Here is a 16336-nt window from a genome sequence, read left to right on the forward strand (position 1 = left end):
CCACGGCACTGACAACGAAGCGGAACCGGGAGATGACTGTGCGCGAACTGAGTGCTCGTTGGCTGACTGTGGTTCAGTCCGCGCCGGGCAGCGCGCGTTCCAGGATCATGTCGAGCCCCATCCCCTCGGGCAGCGTCCCGAACGCGTGCCCCCAGTCGCCGCCGAGCCGCGTCGCGCAGAACGCGTCGGCGACCGCCGGCGGGGCGTGCCGGACCAGGAGCGAGGCCTGGAGCGTCAGGGCCATCTCCTCCACGAGCCGGCGGGCCGTCGTCTGCGACGCCTCGGACAGCCGGTTCCTCAGCCGCGTCACGGCCGCGTCCAGCCGGGCGTCCGCCCCTCGGGCGAGGGCGAACTCGCTGAACAGGGCCTCGACCGTGCCGGGTTCCCGGCTCAGTGCCCGCAGCACATCGAGGGCGTTGACGTTCCCCGAGCCCTCCCAGATCGACAGCAGGGGAGCCTCGCGGTAGTGCCGGGGCATGCCCGAGTCCTCGACGTAGCCGTTGCCGCCGAGGCACTCCAGGGCCTCCGCGGTGAAGGCCGGGCCCCGCTTGGTCACCCAGTACTTGCCGACGGCCGTGGCGATCCGGCGGAAGGCGGCCTCGCCCTCGTCGCCGCGGACCGCCCGGTCGGCCGCCCCGGCCAGCCGCAGGGTGAGCGTCGTGGCGGCCTCGGACTCCAGCGCCAGGTCGGCCAGGACGTTGCGCATCAGCGGCTGGTCCACCAGCCGGGCGCCGAACGCGCTGCGGTGGCGCGCGTGGTGCCCGGCCTCGACGAGGGACTTGCGCATCAGCGCGGCCGACATCATCACGCAGTCCAGCCGCGTGCAGTTGACCATCTCGATGATGGTCTTGACACCCTGCCCTTCGGGGCCGACCAGCCAGGCGACGGTCCCGTCGAACTCGGGCTCGGAGGAGGCGTTGGACCGGTTGCCGAGCTTGTCCTTCAGGCGCTGGATGCGGAAGGTGTTGCGGGTGCCGTCGGGCAGTACGCGCGGCACCAGGAAGCACGACAGCCCGCCCGGGGCCTGCGCCAGCACCAGGAACACGTCGCACATCGGTGCCGAGGTGAACCACTTGTGCCCGCGCAGGGCGTACATCCCGGGCTCGGCCGTGGGCGTGGCCGCCGTGGTGTTCGACCGGACGTCGGAGCCGCCCTGCTTCTCGGTCATCCCCATGCCCGCCAGCAGACCCGGCTTCTCCGTCGGTACGCGGAGTTCCGGGTCGTACTCCCGGCTCGTCAGCAGCGGCTCGTAGACCTTCGCCAGCTCCGGCTGCCGGCGCAGCGCGGGGACGGCCGCGTACGTCATCGACGTCGGGCAGCCGTGCCCCGCCTCCGTGTGGCCCCACACCAGTCCGCCGGCGGTCCGGGCGACGTGGGCGCCGGGCCGGTCGTCCGCCCAGGGCGAGCCGGCCAGCCCCTCGGCGATCGCCGTGCGCATCAGGTGGTGCCAGCTCGGATGGAACTCGACCTCGTCGACGCGGTGGCCGTACCGGTCGTGGGTGCGCAGCTCCGGCTCGTGCCGGTTGGCCAGGTCGGCCCACTCCTGCGCCTGGGCGCTGCCGGCCTGCCTGCCGAGACGCCGCAGGTCCTCCTCGGCCCAGCCGGCACCCTCCCGCCGCAGCCCCTGGAGCAGGGCCGTGTCCTCGGAGGCGTCGTACGGGGTGAGCGGCGGGGCCTGGTTGGTGACGTCGTGCGTGGCGGGTCCGGCCTGCGCCCGCTGTCCGTCGAGTGTCGAGACCATGCTCCGAGTGTTGCACTCCTCATACGGCCGCAGCAATCGTGCAACACGGAAATCCGCCCCGTACAGTACGGGACCATGCCGATGAACGACCCGGCGCCGCCCGGCGAGATCGAACTGCGTCCGCTGTCCGCGCGGTCGGTCGTCCTGAGCCTGCTGCTGGGCGCGCACCCCCCTGAGCTGCCGGTGAAGGACCTGGTGGGCAGGGTGGAGGCCTTCGGCGTCGGCGGGTCCACGGTGCGGGCGGCGCTCAGCCGGATGGTGGCCGCGGGCGATCTGCGGCGCACCGGCACCGGCTACCGGCTCAGCGACCGGCTGCTGGAGCGCCAGCGCCGCCAGGACGAGGCCGTGCACCCGGACACGCGCGCGTGGGACGGCGACTGGGAGATGGTCGTGATCACCGCGACCGGCCGCGGCCCCGCCGAACGCGCCGACCTGCGCGCCCGGCTCGGCGCACTCCGGCTCGCCGAACTCCGCGAGGGCGTCTGGCTCCGCCCCGCCAATCTGCGCCGGGCCCTGCCCGACGACCTCGGCCGGGTGGCCGAGTGCTGCACGGCCCGCCCCGCCCGGCCGGCGCGCGAGCTGGCGGAGAGCCTGTGGCCGCTGGACGCCTGGTCCGCCGGCGCGCGGGCGCTGCTCGCCCACGTCGCCCGCGCGGACCGCCCCGCCGACCGCCTCACCGCGTTCGCGGCCGTCGTGCGCCACCTGCTCGCCGACCCCGTGCTGCCGCCGGAACTGCTGCCCGCCGACTGGCCGGGCGCCGAGCTGCGCGCCGCGTACACCCGCTACCAGCGGGAGATGGCCGACGGGCCGCGGGCGCACCAAACGTGACGCGGCGGCCGTACGGAGCGCCGGGCGGGCACTCCGTACGGCCGCGTTCACCGTGGGGGGTTCGGGGCGGATTACCGGTAGGTGATGTCCGAGGTGCTGTACTTGCAGTTCGTGCTGTCGGGGCCCGTGCCCACCGCCGTGTTGTTGTTGTACTTCTGGCAGGGGATGACCTTGCGCGAGGCGTCGTTGCGGATCGTGATGCCGCGCAGCGTCGCCACGTCGTTGCGGTTGACGTTGATGCCGACGAGCCGCGCGGTGGTGCCCGTGCCGGTCACGTCGATGGTGTTGAGGTTGACCTTGCGGGTGTACTGCGTGGAGCAGTCGCCGCAGGAGCGGTAGAGCGTCTTGAACTCCTGCACCGCGAAGTTGGAGATGTTGAGCGTGCCGCCGCCGTTGTGCTGGAAGACCTTGTCCGCCGCCTTCTTGGCGCCGCCGCCGATCACGTGGTACGTGGCGCCGGTGCCGCCGCGGAAGGTGGCGGCGTCCTCGCCGACGTCCTCCCACCAGACGTTCTGCAGCGTGCAGCTGCCCTCGCAGTGGATGCCGTCGGCCGCGGGGGCGCCGAGGATCACGTTCTTCAGCACCGCGCCGTCGGCGAGCCTGAAGATCGGGTCCTGGCCCTCCTCCTGGCCGTCACCCTCCAGGGCTCCGGTGCCGAAGAACCGCTTCATCCCGTAGTCCTTGGTGCCGGACACGGGGATGGTGGCCGAGGTCCCCTGGCTGCCGTTGGGGGTCGGCCAGGTGGCGGCGCTCGCCGTGGGCGCGTTGGTAGTCATGATCATGCCAACCGACAGGCCGAGGGTGGCCAGCGCGCCGGTCAGCGCGCGCCTGCGGGCGCGCGGACGTGTCGCAGAAGTCATGTCCCGATTCCTTCTGTCCGTTCGAGCGATGGGGGGGTCGGATCGAGTGATGGGGGTCGGATCGAGCGATGGGGGTCGGATCGAGCGATGGGGGGTGTCAGAGCTTCCCGGCACCCGCACCCGACGTCACCGAGGCGGCGACGGAGGAGGCGGGTTCGGCCGAGTAGCCGTAGGGCGGGTTGGTGAAGCTGCCGACCCGCGAGATCTCGGTCGCGGCTCCGCCGAGATCGTTGCCGCGCAGGTTGGCGTATCCATCGACGTCGCTGCTGCGGTTCGTGGTGACCGCGACCTTCGTCGAGCGGAAGACGTTGTTCTCGACCAGCATCTGGGCGCCCATGCGCGAGTGGCAGGCGGTGTCGGCGCCCTCGACGTAGTTGTTGTAGAAGTGCCCGGTGCCGAAGCGCAGGCTGGGGATGCGCGAGTACACGTTGGCGAAGTGGTTGTGGTGGTACGTCACCTTCAGACGGCCCGTGTCCTCGCTCGCGTTGTTGTCGCTGTGGCCGACGAGCGAGCCCTTGAAGTGGTTCTTGAAGGTGTTCCAGGACACCGTGACGTTGTCCGCGCCGTGGTTGATGTCCAGCAGGCCGTCGTAGTGGTCCTTGTCGTGATCGCGGTCGGCCGAGAAGGAGTTGTGGTCGATCCAGACCTTGCTGGACGCCTCGACGGTGATGCCGTCGGCGGGCGCGACCGGCTTGCTGATGTTCAGGTTGCGGATGACGACGTTGGTGACCTTCTTCAGCCGCAGCCCGCCGCCCGTGAAACCGGAGGCCGAACCGACGCCCAGCACCGTGGTGTTGGAGCCGATGTCGACCTGACCGCTCAGCGAGATCAGGCCGTTGACCCGCACGACCTTGGCCGCGTTGCCGGTCACCGCGGACTTGAAGGCGCTCAGCGAGGAGACGGTGACCGCCGAGGCGCTGCCGCCGCCGGTCGTCCCGGCGCCGAACCCGACCGGCGAGTTCTCGGCGGCCCCGGCCGGCTGGGGAACGGCCAGGACCGCCACGGTCGCCAGGGCGGAGGCGGCGGCGAGCGCCAGGGTGGATCTCTGGGTGCGTGTGCGTGTGCGTGGGGGGCGAGTACGCATGTGGGGTGCGTCCCTTCGTGGTGCGTGATGATGCCCGGCAGGTCATGTACATGAACTTGGTTCGCCATGGTGTTCACCGCGCGCGCTGCCTGTGACCGAGCCGGAGGTCGTGCCGTGCCCTGGGGGTGCACTTCCCCTGGGTCGGCAGCCTTCGTCGGGCGTCTTCGCGTGGCGGCGCGATGACGCTTCTGGGTCACACTGCTGAACGGAACGTAGGCGGCAAGCGCTTTCTAGTCAACGCCTCGCGCAGAACACATTCGGCCGGTCCGGGTCCGGGGGTGAGTGCTGTGGGAGCGCTTCCATGTGGGCCATGTCCATGTCACCATGCCGAGCGGGCGCTTCCCTTCATGAGAGGGCGGGTCATGAGAACTCCGCGTATGCGTACGTTCGCCGGCGGGCTGGTGTTCACGCTGGTGGCCGTCGCGGTACCGGAACCGCCGGCACGTCTCCTTCACCACCGCCGACGACTGGCGGCGCTCCTTCCGGGCGTGGCAGGCCGACACCCTCGGCGGCGCCTGGACCCCGCTGGCCGACACCGAGGCCAACCCCTTCGCCCGCTCCACCGACGTCGCCTTCGAGGCCGGACAACCGGCCTGGCCCAAGGACTTCAGCCACGGCGAGATGATCCGGGCCGGCGTCGACCAGATTCTCACGATCGACCCCTGCCGCCTCCGGTTCCTCTACCAGGGCATGGACCCCGCCGCGGGCGGCGCGTACGACCGGCTGCCCTGGCGGCCGGCCCTGCTGACCAGGACGAACCCCACCTGCTGAACCGCCGCGCGACGTCCTGCGAGCCGCGCCTCACAACGGAAGGGACCCGGACGTGCCTGCCACCCCCCGCTCCACGGCGAGGAGACCCCTGCGGTCGATGCTCCTCGCGCTCCTCGCCGCGCTGCTGCCCCTGCTCGCGGCCACGGCGCTCACCGCGCCCGCCGCCTCCGCCCGGGAGAAGGCCGTGCCCACCGCGACCCTCACCGAGGTCACGGGCTTCGGCACCAACCCCAGCAACCTGCGGATGTACCTGTACGTCCCGGAGAGCGTCACCCCGAACCCGGCGGTCGTGGTCGCCGTGCACTGGTGCACCGGCTCGGGCCCCGACATGTACAACGGCACCGAGTACGACACGCTGGCCGACCGGTACGGGTTCATCGTGCTCTACCCGTCCGTCACGCGCAGCAGCAAGTGCTTCGACGTCTCCTCGCCCCAGGCCCTGCGCCGCGACGGCGGCAGCGACCCCGTCGGCATCAAGTCGATGATCGACTGGGTCACCCGTACCTACGACGCCGACAAGAGCCGGGTGTTCGCGACGGGCATCTCCTCCGGCGCGATGATGACGAACGTCCTCCTCGGCGACTACCCGGACGTGTTCGCCGCGGGCGCCGCCTTCTCCGGCGTCCCCTTCGGCTGCTTCGCCACCACCGACGGCTCCGAGTGGAACAGCGCCTGCTCGGGCGGCACGGTGACGCGCACCCCCGCGCAGTGGGGCGACCTGGTCCGGGGCGCGTACCCCGGCTACACCGGCCCCCGCCCGCGGATGCAGATCTGGCACGGCACCGAGGACGATGCACTGCGCTACCCGAACTTCGGGGAGCAGATCAAGCAGTGGACGAACGTGCAGGGCGTGAGCCAGACCCCGGCCGCCTCCGACACCCCCCAGCCCGGCTGGAACCGCACCCGCTACGGCGGCACGGGCGACCGGGCCCCCGTCGAGGCGATCAGCCTCCAGGGCGTGGGCCACAACCTGTACGCCCAGGGCATGGCGTCCCGCGTGCTGACCTTCTTCGGCCTGGACCGCTCGGGCCCGGCACCCCAGCCGCAGCCCGGCGCCTGCCGGGTGAAGGCCACGGTGAACGCCTGGAACACCGGCCTGACCGCCTCCGTGACCATCACCAACACCGGCACGACGGCGGTCAACGGCTGGAAACTCGGCTTCACCCTCCCCGCCGGCCAGACCGTCACGGGCGGCTGGGGCGCCACGTACGCGCCGTCGACCGGGGCGGTCACCGCGACCAACGTGTCCTACAACGGCAGCATCGCGCCGGGTGCGAGCGTCAGCATCGGCTACCAGGCGAACCACGGCGGCAACAGTGCCGCTCCGGCCGCGTTCACGCTCAACGGCACGGCGTGCGCGGCCGGTTGACGGACCGGCTCCGGGTGCCGGATCAGACCGAACGGTGGTACTGGTCCGGCACCCGCACCTCACCGCCGAGTTCCCGCGCCGCGTGCCGGGCCCACGAGGGGTTGCGCAGCAGCTCACGGCCGAGCAGGACCGCGTCCGCCTCGCCGTTGGCCAGGATCTTCGCGGCCTGCTCGGCCTCGGTGATCAGGCCGACCGCGGCGACCGGCAGGCCCGTCTCGCTCTTCACCCGGGCGGCGAAGGGCACCTGGTAGCCGGGGCCGGTGGGGATGCGGACACCGGAGGCGTTGCCGCCGGTGGAGACGTCGAGCAGGTCGACGCCGTGGGCCCGCAGGTCGGCGGCGAGCCGGACGGTGTCGTCCGGGGTCCAGCCGCCCTCGTCGAGCCAGTCGGTCGCCGAGACGCGGAAGAACAGCGGCTTGTCGTCGGGCCACACGGCCCGCACGGCGTCGACGACCTCGAGCGCGAACCGGGTGCGGTTCTCGTACGAGCCCCCGTAGGCGTCGGTGCGGTGGTTGGAGTGCGGGGAGAGGAACTCGTTGATCAGGTAGCCGTGGGCGCCGTGGATCTCGGCGATCTCGAAGCCGGCGGCGAGCGCGCGGCGGGCCGCGGCCGCGAACTGTTCGACAATCTCACCGATCTGATCGACGGTCAGCTCGGCCGGGGCCGGGTGCCGGTCGTCGAACGCGATCGGGCTCGGCGCCACGGAGTCCCACCCGTACGCCTCCGGTCCGACCGGGGCGCCGCCCTTCCAGGGGCGGTCCGTCGACGCCTTGCGGCCGGCGTGGGCGAGCTGGATCGCCGGAACCGTGCCCTGCGCGGCGAGGAAGCGCGTGATGCGGCGGAAGGCCTCGACCTGCGTGTCGTTCCAGATGCCGAGGTCGTACGGAGAGATGCGGCCCTCCGGGGAGACCGCGGTGGCCTCGACGATGATCAGGCCCGTGCCGCCGGTCGCGCGGGCCGCGTAGTGCGCGAAGTGCCAGTCGTTCGGAGCGCCCGTCTCCGGGCCCTCAGGAGCCGCCGAGTACTGGCACATCGGGGGCATCCACACGCGGTTCGGGATCGTCACATCGCGCAGGGTGCAGGGCTCGAACAGCGCGGTCACGGCGGACTCCATTCGTCTCGGGGCCGATGTCGACTCGTACGATAGGCATCGTAGTACGGTGGATGTCAAACTACGATGGTTCTCGTACTATGGGGATCCCCGAAGGAAGTGGAGCCGCCGTGACCTCGCCCGCCGTCAGCAGTCGCGCCCTGCCGCATCCCGAGCGCGAGGAGATCCGGCTGGAGGAGGTGCTGCACGCGCTGTCCGACCCGATGCGGCTGCGGATCGTGCGGGAACTCGCCGCGGCGAGCGGTGAGTTGTCCTGCTCGGACTTCGAGCTGCCGGTCACCAAGTCGACCACCACGCACCATTTCCGGGTGCTGCGGGAGAGCGGGGTGATCCGGCAGGTGTACCGGGGGACGGCGAAGATGAACGGGCTGCGCCGGGACGACCTGGACGATCTCTTCCCCGGTCTTCTGAGCGCGCTTCTCGACGCGGCGGCCCGGCAGGACGGCCGGGTCAGGAGCGCGCCGCGTCCAACAGGGACGGCCAGTCGGGGAGTTTGACCACACCGCGTCCCAGGGACGTTCCCAGTTCCGCCTCCGCGCGCTCGATCGACTGCCAGCCCGCCCACTCGACCGGGTCGATGCCCTCCGCGCGCAGGGCGGGGAGGGGATCGTCGGGGACCGTCCGCGGGGCGAGCGCCGGGGCGTCCTCCAGGAGGGATGTCGCCGTCTCCTTCGCGCAGGGGCGGTTGGTGCCGATGACGCCGGTCGGGCCGCGCTTGATCCAGCCCGCCGCGTACTCGCCGGGGGTGACGACGCCCTCGCGCAGGACGCGGCCGGACAGGTTCGGGACCGTGCCGGTGGCGGTGTCGAAGGGGAGGCCCTCCAGGGGGACTCCGCGGTAGCCCACCGAGCGCAGCACCAGCTGGGCTTCGAGGTCCTCGTAAACGCCCGTGCCCGTCACGCCGCCGTGCCCGTCCGGTGCCGTCCGCTCGAAGCGCACCGCGCCCACGTGGCCCTGGTCGGCGAGCAGTTCGACGGGGCGCAGGAAGAACCGGAGCCGGATGCGGCGCGGGGCGCCTTTCGGGGGTGCCTCGGCCCAGCCGCGCAGCACCTCCACGTTGCGCCGCTGCGGGGCGGGTAGCGCGGACGGGTCCGTGTACCCGGGATCCAGCGCCAGCTCCGCCGGGTCCACGGCCACGTCGGTCTCCGGCAGGGTGCCCAGCTCGCGCAGCTCCTTGGTGGTGAAGCGGGCCTGGGAGGGGCCGCGCCGGCCCACCATGTGGATCTCGGTGACCCGGCTCGCCGCCAGCGCGGTCAGGGCCGCCTGCGGCATGTCGGTCGGGGTGAGCTCGGCCAGTCCCCGCGCCAGCATCCGGGTGACGTCCACGGCCACGTTCCCCACGCCGATGACCACGGCCGACCGGGCGTCGCGCAGGAACCCGTCGTCCACGGCGTCCGGGTGGGCGCTGTACCAGGCCACGAACTGCGTCGCCGACCAGCTGCCCGGCAGGTCCTCCCCGGGAACGCCGAGATGCCGGTCCGTGGCGGCGCCCACGCAGTACACCACGGCGTGGTACAGCTCCCGCAGCCGCGCGACCGGCACCCCGCCGGGGCCCACCTGGACGCCCCCGAGGAACCGGATCCGGTCGTGCTCCAGGACCGCCCGCAGGTTGTTCTGCAGCGACTTGATCTTCTCGTGGTCCGGTGCCACGCCGTAGCGGACCAGGCCGTACGGGCACGGCAGCCGGTCCAGTACGTCGACGCACACCTCGGAGTCCTGCTGGACGAGGCTCTGGGCGGTGTAGCACCCGCTCGGCCCGGAGCCTACGACGGCGACTCGCAGCACGGCGGAACTCCTTACCCGGGGGATCCCGAGGGATCTCAGGAGAGTGCTGACGCCTCCAGCATCGCACCGGCCGGGCTCCGCTGACAGGGTGCTGTGCTCCGCCCGGGGAGCGTGTCCGATCTATAGGGAATGTGATCATGCGGTTTCGTTCCGTGTGTGCTGGCAGCATCCTTTCTGAATCTTTCTGATCGCTCTCCGGCGGACGGCGCGGTGACCGTGCGGCCCGCGTGGGAGGTGCGGGAGAACGACGACGCCACGCGGTGGTTCGACGTCCGGCTGGCCTTCACGGACGGCGCCCGCGTCGACGCCCTGGCCGTCGTGACCGGGGGATGCGTCTGCGTCGAGGAGGTGCGGGCCCAGCCCGCGCTGTCCCTCGACGACCTGGCCGTGCTCGCCGACTGGCTCGAGGAGTCCCTGGCCGAGGCGTGCGCAACCGCTGCCGGGCCGCTCCCTGAGGGCCGCGAGGGGCAGGTGCCGGAGGGCCGCGGGGTCCAGGGGCGCCGCGCCCGGCCGGTCTGGCCGACGGGCGTGGAGGGGCGGTGGCTGGTGGCGCAGGAGTACCGCGCGGCGCAGCGGGAGGGCGCCGACCCGGTCCTCGCTGTGATGTGCGCGACCGGGCACAGCCGCCGCACGTCGCTCAGGCTGATCGGCCAGGCCCGGGACGCGGGCCTGCTGACACCGCGCCGCGCCCGGCGGTGAGCGCGCCGGGCGGTGTCACGGCCGGACCTCGGGCTCACGCCCCGGCGCGGTGCCGGCCTCGAGGCCGGCCGGCCCGCCCGTCGCGAAGAACCGCGACAGATCCGCGTCATCCTTCTTCCCGCCGGGCGTCTCGGCGTCCGGCGGGACGCCCAGCTCCCAGTCGAGCCGGTAGCGCTTGAACAACTCGGCCCGCAGCACCGGAACCGGCATCGGCACCCCCGGCACCAGGGCCGCGTACACGGCGCCCATCAGCAGGGCGCGCAGCATCGGGTAGTCGGCGTCGACGTCGCGCGAGCCGTGCCGGGCGACGGTGTCCCGCAGCAGTTCGGCCAGGCGCCGCTGCTCCGGGCAGGGCACGAAGCCCTCGGCTTGCAGCAGCCCGGCCATGTGCTGGCGCATCAGCACGGGCCGGTCCCGGGCCAGGCCCAGGATCGCGTCGATGGCCCGCGCCATCCGCTCCCGGCCGTCCTCGGTGCGCGGCTCCCGCTCCAGCGCCTCCTCCAGCGTGCGGTGCATCAGCCGGTGCACGGCGGACTGCACGAGCTGGCGCTTGCCCGGGAAGTAGTACGAGACCAGGCCCCGCGCCGAGCCCGCCCGGTCGGCGATGTCGCCGAGCGTCGTCGCCTCGAACCCGCGCTCGCCGACCAGCTCGACCGCCGCCTGCAGAAGCCGCTCCTTCGAACGTCTCCGCAACTCTTCATTGACCGAGGCGCTGCGCGGGGACATGCTGTAACTCCTGCGTTGACTGGCTGCCAGCCAACTATACTCAGAGCGTCCGGCCCGGGCCCCTGTGGTCCGGATCGGTGATGCCGTCTGCCTCGGGCGACGCGGGGGATCGTCCGAGGCGGGCGCGCAGCCGGCATTCCAGCCACGGCCGGCCCGACAGCGGCTGTGCCGCGGCGGCGGGCGCTTCTCAGCCCACCAGGTCCAGTACCGGCCGCAGCCCGTCCGGCCGGTCGGCCACCGGCAGATGGTCCACGAAGTGCACCCCGCACCCGAGGGCGCCGGCGCCGCCGTCGGCCCTGCGGTCGTCGCCGACCATCAGCGTCCGGCGCGGATCGGCGCCGAGCGCCTCGCAGGCGGTGGCGAACAGCCGCGGGTCCGGCTTCTGGATGCCGTGCTCGTACGACAGGACGTACACGTCGATGTACGGGTCCAGGCCGTGCGCCCGGAAGACCGGCCGCAGATCCCAGCCGATGTTGCTGACCACGCCGACGGGGATGCCCCGTTCCCGCAGCGTGCGGAGCACCTCGACGGCGTCCGGGTACGGGGCCCAGGCCTCCGGCGACATATGGCGGTCGTACAGCGCGTCGTGCAACGCCGGGTCGGGCAGCGGGACCTGGCGGGACAGGCCGGTGTAGGCGGCCCGGTGCAGGGCGGCGCTCCGGTCCCGGATCGGCCAGGCGTCGGCCAGTTCGTCCGGAATCCGCTCGGGGGCGCTGCCGCCCGGCAGCGCCCCGGCCGCCTCCAGCGCCCGGGCCGCGGCGGTCAACTCCGGCTCGTCGAGCCGGATTCCGGCCCCGGCGAGAACGCCGCGCAGCCAGGAGTCGGTGGACTCGACACGGAAGAGGGTTCCGGAGAAGTCGAACAGCACGGCGGTCATGGGGTGATCCTAAGAGGCCGCGGCCGGCGCCGGGGGCGGGTTCACGGCTGTCGGAGCCGGTGCACCCACACCGCCACGGCCACCACCGTCGCGCCCAGCAGCCAGCCGCCCACCACGTCCGACGGCCAGTGGACGCCCAGCCAGACGCGGGTCAGCCCGACACCGACCACGGAGACCCCCGCCAAGGCCACGGCCGCGCGCCACACGGCGGGGCCGACGCCGTGCCGGTGCAGGAGCCACAGCAGGAGGCCGCAGACGACCGTGGCGGTCATGGCGTGGCCCGACGGGAACGCCGCGTAGTGGGCCGAGTCGACGGGGTCGGGCCACACCGGGCGGGGGCGGTCCACCGCGGCCTTGAGGCCCTGCTGCAGCAGCGTGCCCAGAGCCACGGACGCTGCCAGCCACACCGCCGTCCAGCGCGCCGCGAGCCGCACCACCAGCCACACGACGACGCCCGCGCACAGCAGGCGCATCGTCCACGGATCCCACACCCAGTCCGTCAGGATGCGGCAGGCCTGGGTGATGCCGCTCTCGTCCACGGCCCAGCGGTGGGTGGTGGCGGCGATCTCCCCGTCCGTGTTGATCAACGGGCTCCATCTCGCCGCGACGAGGACCAGCAGCAGAGCCGAGCACAGGGCCAGGACACCGGCGAGACCGGCGGTGGTGCGGTGTTCCTGGCGGGGCGGGGAGTCGACGGACGAGGTGTGCATACAGCGATCCTCGCCGAACCGGGGGGTCCGGATCCAGTAAGGGACGAGCTTCCGCTACCGGGACGACACGCTTCGGCCATGCCGCGTCCACCGAAACCGGCCCCGACGCCCCGCTACCCCAGCGCCCGCAGCCCCGGTACGAACGCCACCAGCACGGGCACCACCGGCACCAGCGCGGCCGCCGCCGTCAGCCGCAGGCGCCGGGCCGCGGTCAGCCGGTCCGGGGGAGTGAGCAACCGGTGCACCCGCGCCGGGACATGGGCCTGCGGCGTCGGGCAGGGGCCGAACACGCCCCGGTGCTCGTTCAGTTCGACCAGGGCCAGGGCCGTGGTCAGGCGGCCGAAGCGGCGGGAGGCCGTGTCGTCCGCGGCGAGTTCGACCAGCCGGTGCATCTCGTCACGGAACGCGGCGAACACCGGAACCTGCGGGAAGCCGCCCGCCAGCGCGGAGGAGCAGTTCAGCAGCCAGTCGTGGCGGGCCCGCGCGTGCCCCTGCTCGTGCGCGAGCACGGCGTCCAACTGCCGGCCCTTCAGCCGGCGCAGCGCGGCCGTCGTGACGACCAGTTGCGGCGGGGTGCCGGGCTGCCACCAGGCGTCCGGCTGCTCGCTCTCCAGCACGACGAGTCGGCCGGACACGGCCACCTCACCCGGCAGCAGCGGGGCCCGGACCAGCAGGTCGGCACGCCGGCGGCGACGCCGGGCGCGCGCCCTGCCGACCTCGCGGACCAGCATCGCCGCGCTCCACAGCCCGCCGCAGGCCAGCACGACCGCGGTGGTCGCCGCCCACGGACCCGCGGTGCCGAGGGCGTAGGCCTCCACGACCGAGCCGGGTGCCGTCGCGAAGACGTGCCCGCCGACCGCGTGCCAGGCCGCCGCCGCGCTGAGCGTCATCGACAGCGCGCAGCACACCAGTACGGCCGCCACCACGCACTGCCACATCCACAGCGCCACCACCGGCTCACGGTCCGGCCAGTCCGCCCGGGCGAGCAGCCGGGGGCCGACCACGGCGGTCAGGGCGCCGAGCAGCAACAGCGCCGCGGGGAGCATCATGCAGGGCAGCTTATGAGCGCGGGGCCGCTCACGGGTACGACTTGTGCCGCCGAAGTGACGCAGGCAACGGATCCGTGCGCCGTGAACCGCTCCCGCTCACAACGTCAGCAGCATCGCCACCATCGCGATCCCCATGGAGAGCCGGCACGCCAGCGTCAGCTCCGGCCGGTCCCCCCACCCGGCGGAACCGCCGCCACCGCTCTGCCCGGCCACGGCTGCCACGGGCACCAGGCGGACACCGGCCAGCAGCACGTACCCGGCGAAGTAGAGCAACAGCGCCCCGGTCAGGAGCGGGACGCCCGACCCGCCCCCGCCGTGCGCGTGTGCGGGGGAGCCGGCCATGACGACGGACATGTAGACCATCGCGGCGGCCCCCACCAGGTGGTGGAGGTGGTGCGCACCGGCCCGCGCCGCCCACAGCGCGGGCAGCGCCGCCGCTGCGAACACGGCCGCGTAGGCGGGCCAGGCCCACGACGGCGGAGTGAACACCGCCGCCGGCACCGCCATGGCGGCCATCCCGAACCCCATCAGCGCCTCGCCGCCCGCGGCGCGCCGCTGTTCCGCGGCGCCGCCGCGCATCCGCATCAGGCAGTAGGTGCCGGTCATCGCGCAGAGCGCCACCAGCAGCCAGCCGGACGAAGCCGGTCCGTGCACGCGCACCTCCCCGCTCGACAGTCGGTCTTTCGATGCCCAGGCCATGCGGCGCGCACGCGAGCGCGCGGAGGTACACGGGGAGCGTTCGGCGGAGCACAGCAGCTCAGGATGTATTTTACTGGTAAAACACCTGTTAAGGTTATGGGAATGAGCAGTGCGCACCCCACCCCCGCCGCCCCGTCCGCCTCGCGTCTCCCGCTGGCGGGCGTGCTGCGCGTCGGCCGCCCCTCGGACATCTGGTTCAAGCCCGCGCTGAGCGTCGTCGCGGCGATCGCCCCGCCCAACCTCACGCTCCTGGCGCTCGGCCGGCTCGACCTGGCGATGTACGCGATGGCCGGATCCCTGTGCGCCCTGTACGCCCACAACCGCCCGTACGCCGCCCGGGCCGGGGCCCTGATGTGGGTCGTGCTCGGCATGCTCGGCGGGCTCGCCGTCGCCCTGCTCACGGCCTCCCTGACCGGCAGCGCCGTCGTGCTGGTCACGGTCGGTGCCCTGCTGGCCGCCGCCCAGAAGGTGCTGTGCGACGCCACGCGCACCGGCCCGCCGGGCAACGTCGTCCTCACCTTCGTCAGCTCCGCCTCGCTGTTCGCGCCGCAGACCCTCGACCAGGTCCCCGGCCATCTGGCACTGGCGGCCGCCACCGGGGCCTGGGCCTGGCTGGTCTGCATGGCGCCCGCACTGCTCCGCCCGCACGGCCCGGAACGCCGTGCCACCGCCACCGCCCTGAAGGCCGCCGCCGCGTACGCCGACACGGGCGGCACGGGAGAGGGCCATGCCCCGGCGCGCGCCGCCGGATACGCCGCGGTGCACGCCGCCCGGCAGTCGCTCCTGGCCACCGGCGCCCCCTCCAGGACCCGGCACGCCCTCGAACGGCTCGTCGTCCGGGCCGAGGTCGCCCTCGCCGCACCGGCGCAGGCGGACGCCGGGCGGCTGCGCGGGTGGGCACGCGCGCTGCGCGGCACCGGGCCCGTACCGCAGGCCGGTCTCCCGCCGGCGGCGGCCGACGAACTGCTCGGAGTGCAGGCGGCCCAACCCCTCTGGGCGCGGCTGGGCCCGCTGACCCCGCTCGCGGCGCGCACCGCGCTCGGCTGCGCGCTCGCCGGCTACGCCTCCCTCGCCCTCGGCATCGGCCGCCCCTACTGGGCCCTGGTCACTGCCGCCTCGCTCTACCAGGCCAACATCACCCTCACCTGGAGCCGGGTCGTGCAGCGCGTCGTCGGCAACGTCGTCGGGGTGCTCGTCTTCGCGGCCGTCGCACCGCTCGCCCACCTGGGGCAGGCCGCGCTCGTGCTGTGCTGCCTCGCGTTCAGCTTCGGTGCCGAGCTGCTGATCAGCCGCAACTACTGGCTGGGCAGCGTCTGCGTGACCCCCATGGCCCTGCTCATCACCGAGTTCGCCGGGTACCGCGCGACCGGCGAGCTGATGACCGAGCGGGTCGCCGACACCGTCGTGGGCGCCCTGGTCGGCTTCGCCGCCGCCGTGGCGGTCACCAACAGGCGCGCGGGCGACCGCGTGGAACACGCGCTGACGGCCGCCGACCGCGCCCGCGAACACGCCGCCCGCCTCCTGGCCGAGCCGGACCCCGACCCCGCCGCACTGGAATCGGCCCGCCGCGGCCTCGCCGCCGCCCTGGCCGATCTGCGGACCGCCGCCGACGCGGCGGCCGGCGAGTGGTGGCAGCGCGCCCTGCCCCAGGAGCGGGTCGTGCTCACCGAGCAGTCCGGACACCGTACGCTCGCCGCGACGGCACGACGCCAGGGGCTGCTCCCGGACCAGGACACCGCCACAGAGACGGAGGACGCACGGCCATGACGCCGACGCAAGGACCATCGCCCACAGGCACCGGCCCTGGACCCGGCCCGCACCAGGGCACCGGAGCGGAACCCGAACCGGCCCCGACCGCGGGTGGGCGTGCGGGCGAGCCGGACGCGACCCCTGGTGGACGTCCGGCCGAGCAGGCCCAGACCACCGGCGGGCGTCCGGCCGAGCAGGCCCAGACCACCGGCGGGCGTCCGGCCGAGCAGGCCCAGACCACCGGCGGGCGTCCGGCCGAGCAGGCCCAGACCACCGGT

At 73.5% G+C, this 16336-nt stretch carries 15 protein-coding genes and 2 pseudogenes; 7 read left to right on the plus strand and 10 right to left on the minus strand.

Translation table 11 applies throughout. From position 1 onward, the window contains the following. Positions 1 to 73: 73 nt before the first annotated feature. The gene (locus ABZ386_RS07125) at positions 74 to 1741 is read right to left on the minus strand and encodes a DNA alkylation response protein (RefSeq protein WP_358964045.1); all 1668 of its coding nucleotides are present in this window, start codon (positions 1739 to 1741) and stop codon (positions 74 to 76) included. A gap of 75 nt (positions 1742 to 1816) precedes the next feature. Between ABZ386_RS07125 and ABZ386_RS07130 the strand changes: the two genes are divergently transcribed. After that, positions 1817 to 2569 (plus strand): PaaX family transcriptional regulator C-terminal domain-containing protein, encoded by a 753-nt coding sequence (locus ABZ386_RS07130; protein ID WP_358964047.1) that lies wholly within the window; start codon positions 1817 to 1819, stop codon positions 2567 to 2569. Positions 2570 to 2640: 71 nt separating this feature from the next. Here ABZ386_RS07130 and ABZ386_RS07135 read toward each other — a convergent pair whose 3' ends face one another. Then, a complete protein-coding gene (locus tag ABZ386_RS07135; RefSeq protein ID WP_351336764.1) occupies positions 2641 to 3429 on the minus strand; it encodes a pectate lyase in 789 nt (262 codons plus the stop codon). Positions 3430 to 3526: 97 nt separating this feature from the next. Further along, positions 3527 to 4513 carry a polysaccharide lyase family 1 protein gene (locus ABZ386_RS07140; protein ID WP_351336761.1) on the minus strand — a complete coding sequence of 329 codons (987 nt, stop codon included), beginning with the start codon at positions 4511 to 4513 and terminating at the stop codon, positions 3527 to 3529. Positions 4514 to 4996: 483 nt separating this feature from the next. Between ABZ386_RS07140 and ABZ386_RS07145 the strand changes: the two are divergent. Continuing rightward, positions 4997 to 5284, plus strand: a pseudogene (locus tag ABZ386_RS07145) (non-reducing end alpha-L-arabinofuranosidase family hydrolase); the annotation flags it as partial. Positions 5285 to 5381: 97 nt separating this feature from the next. Beyond that, positions 5382 to 6653, plus strand: a complete 1272-nt coding sequence (locus ABZ386_RS07150) for a PHB depolymerase family esterase (RefSeq protein WP_351337151.1) — start codon at positions 5382 to 5384, stop codon at positions 6651 to 6653. Positions 6654 to 6675: 22 nt separating this feature from the next. On the opposite strand, the gene ABZ386_RS07155 is transcribed toward ABZ386_RS07150, so the two are convergent. Next, a complete protein-coding gene (locus ABZ386_RS07155) occupies positions 6676 to 7755 on the minus strand; it encodes an NADH:flavin oxidoreductase/NADH oxidase (RefSeq protein WP_355724953.1) in 1080 nt (359 codons plus the stop codon). A gap of 119 nt (positions 7756 to 7874) precedes the next feature. Here ABZ386_RS07155 and ABZ386_RS07160 point away from each other — a divergent pair, with 119 nt between their 5' ends. Then, positions 7875 to 8261 carry a helix-turn-helix domain-containing protein gene (locus tag ABZ386_RS07160; RefSeq protein WP_358964049.1) on the plus strand — a complete coding sequence of 129 codons (387 nt, stop codon included), beginning with the start codon at positions 7875 to 7877 and terminating at the stop codon, positions 8259 to 8261. On the opposite strand, the gene ABZ386_RS07165 is transcribed toward ABZ386_RS07160, so the two are convergent. Next, complete coding sequence (locus tag ABZ386_RS07165; RefSeq protein WP_358964053.1) at positions 8215 to 9549, minus strand: FAD-dependent oxidoreductase; 1335 nt, start codon at positions 9547 to 9549, stop codon at positions 8215 to 8217. The two genes, ABZ386_RS07160 and ABZ386_RS07165, sit on opposite strands and share 47 nt — an antisense overlap. Before the next feature lie 210 nt (positions 9550 to 9759). On the opposite strand from ABZ386_RS07165, the gene ABZ386_RS07170 reads away from it, so the two are divergent. Continuing rightward, positions 9760 to 10248, plus strand: coding sequence for a DUF6214 family protein (locus ABZ386_RS07170; RefSeq protein ID WP_351336749.1), 489 nt, complete (start codon positions 9760 to 9762; stop codon positions 10246 to 10248). Between the two features lie 15 nt (positions 10249 to 10263). Here ABZ386_RS07170 and ABZ386_RS07175 read toward each other — a convergent pair whose 3' ends face one another. The 5 genes from ABZ386_RS07175 to ABZ386_RS07195 form a co-directional block, all read right to left on the minus strand. Beyond that, a complete protein-coding gene (locus tag ABZ386_RS07175; RefSeq protein ID WP_351336747.1) occupies positions 10264 to 10974 on the minus strand; it encodes a helix-turn-helix domain-containing protein in 711 nt (236 codons plus the stop codon). Between the two features lie 187 nt (positions 10975 to 11161). Beyond that, the gene (locus ABZ386_RS07180) at positions 11162 to 11851 is read right to left on the minus strand and encodes an HAD-IA family hydrolase (RefSeq protein ID WP_351336744.1); all 690 of its coding nucleotides are present in this window, start codon (positions 11849 to 11851) and stop codon (positions 11162 to 11164) included. A 41-nt stretch (positions 11852 to 11892) separates the two neighbouring features. Continuing rightward, entirely contained in the window at positions 11893 to 12561 is a 669-nt protein-coding gene (locus ABZ386_RS07185; RefSeq protein WP_356505740.1) for a phosphatase PAP2 family protein, read from the minus strand. 113 nt (positions 12562 to 12674) lie between these two features. Further along, complete coding sequence (locus tag ABZ386_RS07190; RefSeq protein WP_114250515.1) at positions 12675 to 13610, minus strand: M56 family metallopeptidase; 936 nt, start codon at positions 13608 to 13610, stop codon at positions 12675 to 12677. 96 nt (positions 13611 to 13706) lie between these two features. After that, positions 13707 to 14264, minus strand: a complete 558-nt coding sequence (locus ABZ386_RS07195) for a DUF5134 domain-containing protein (protein ID WP_358964055.1) — start codon at positions 14262 to 14264, stop codon at positions 13707 to 13709. A gap of 147 nt (positions 14265 to 14411) precedes the next feature. Between ABZ386_RS07195 and ABZ386_RS07200 the strand changes: the two genes are divergently transcribed. Beyond that, entirely contained in the window at positions 14412 to 16076 is a 1665-nt protein-coding gene (locus tag ABZ386_RS07200; RefSeq protein WP_358964057.1) for an FUSC family protein, read from the plus strand. After that, positions 16073 to 16336 (plus strand): annotated as a pseudogene (locus ABZ386_RS07205) (hypothetical protein); the annotation flags it as partial. The gene ABZ386_RS07200 and the pseudogene ABZ386_RS07205, both read left to right, overlap by 4 nt.

Source organism: Streptomyces sp. NPDC006140, assembly GCF_040628815.1.
Classification (GTDB): Bacteria; Actinomycetota; Actinomycetes; order Streptomycetales; family Streptomycetaceae; genus Streptomyces.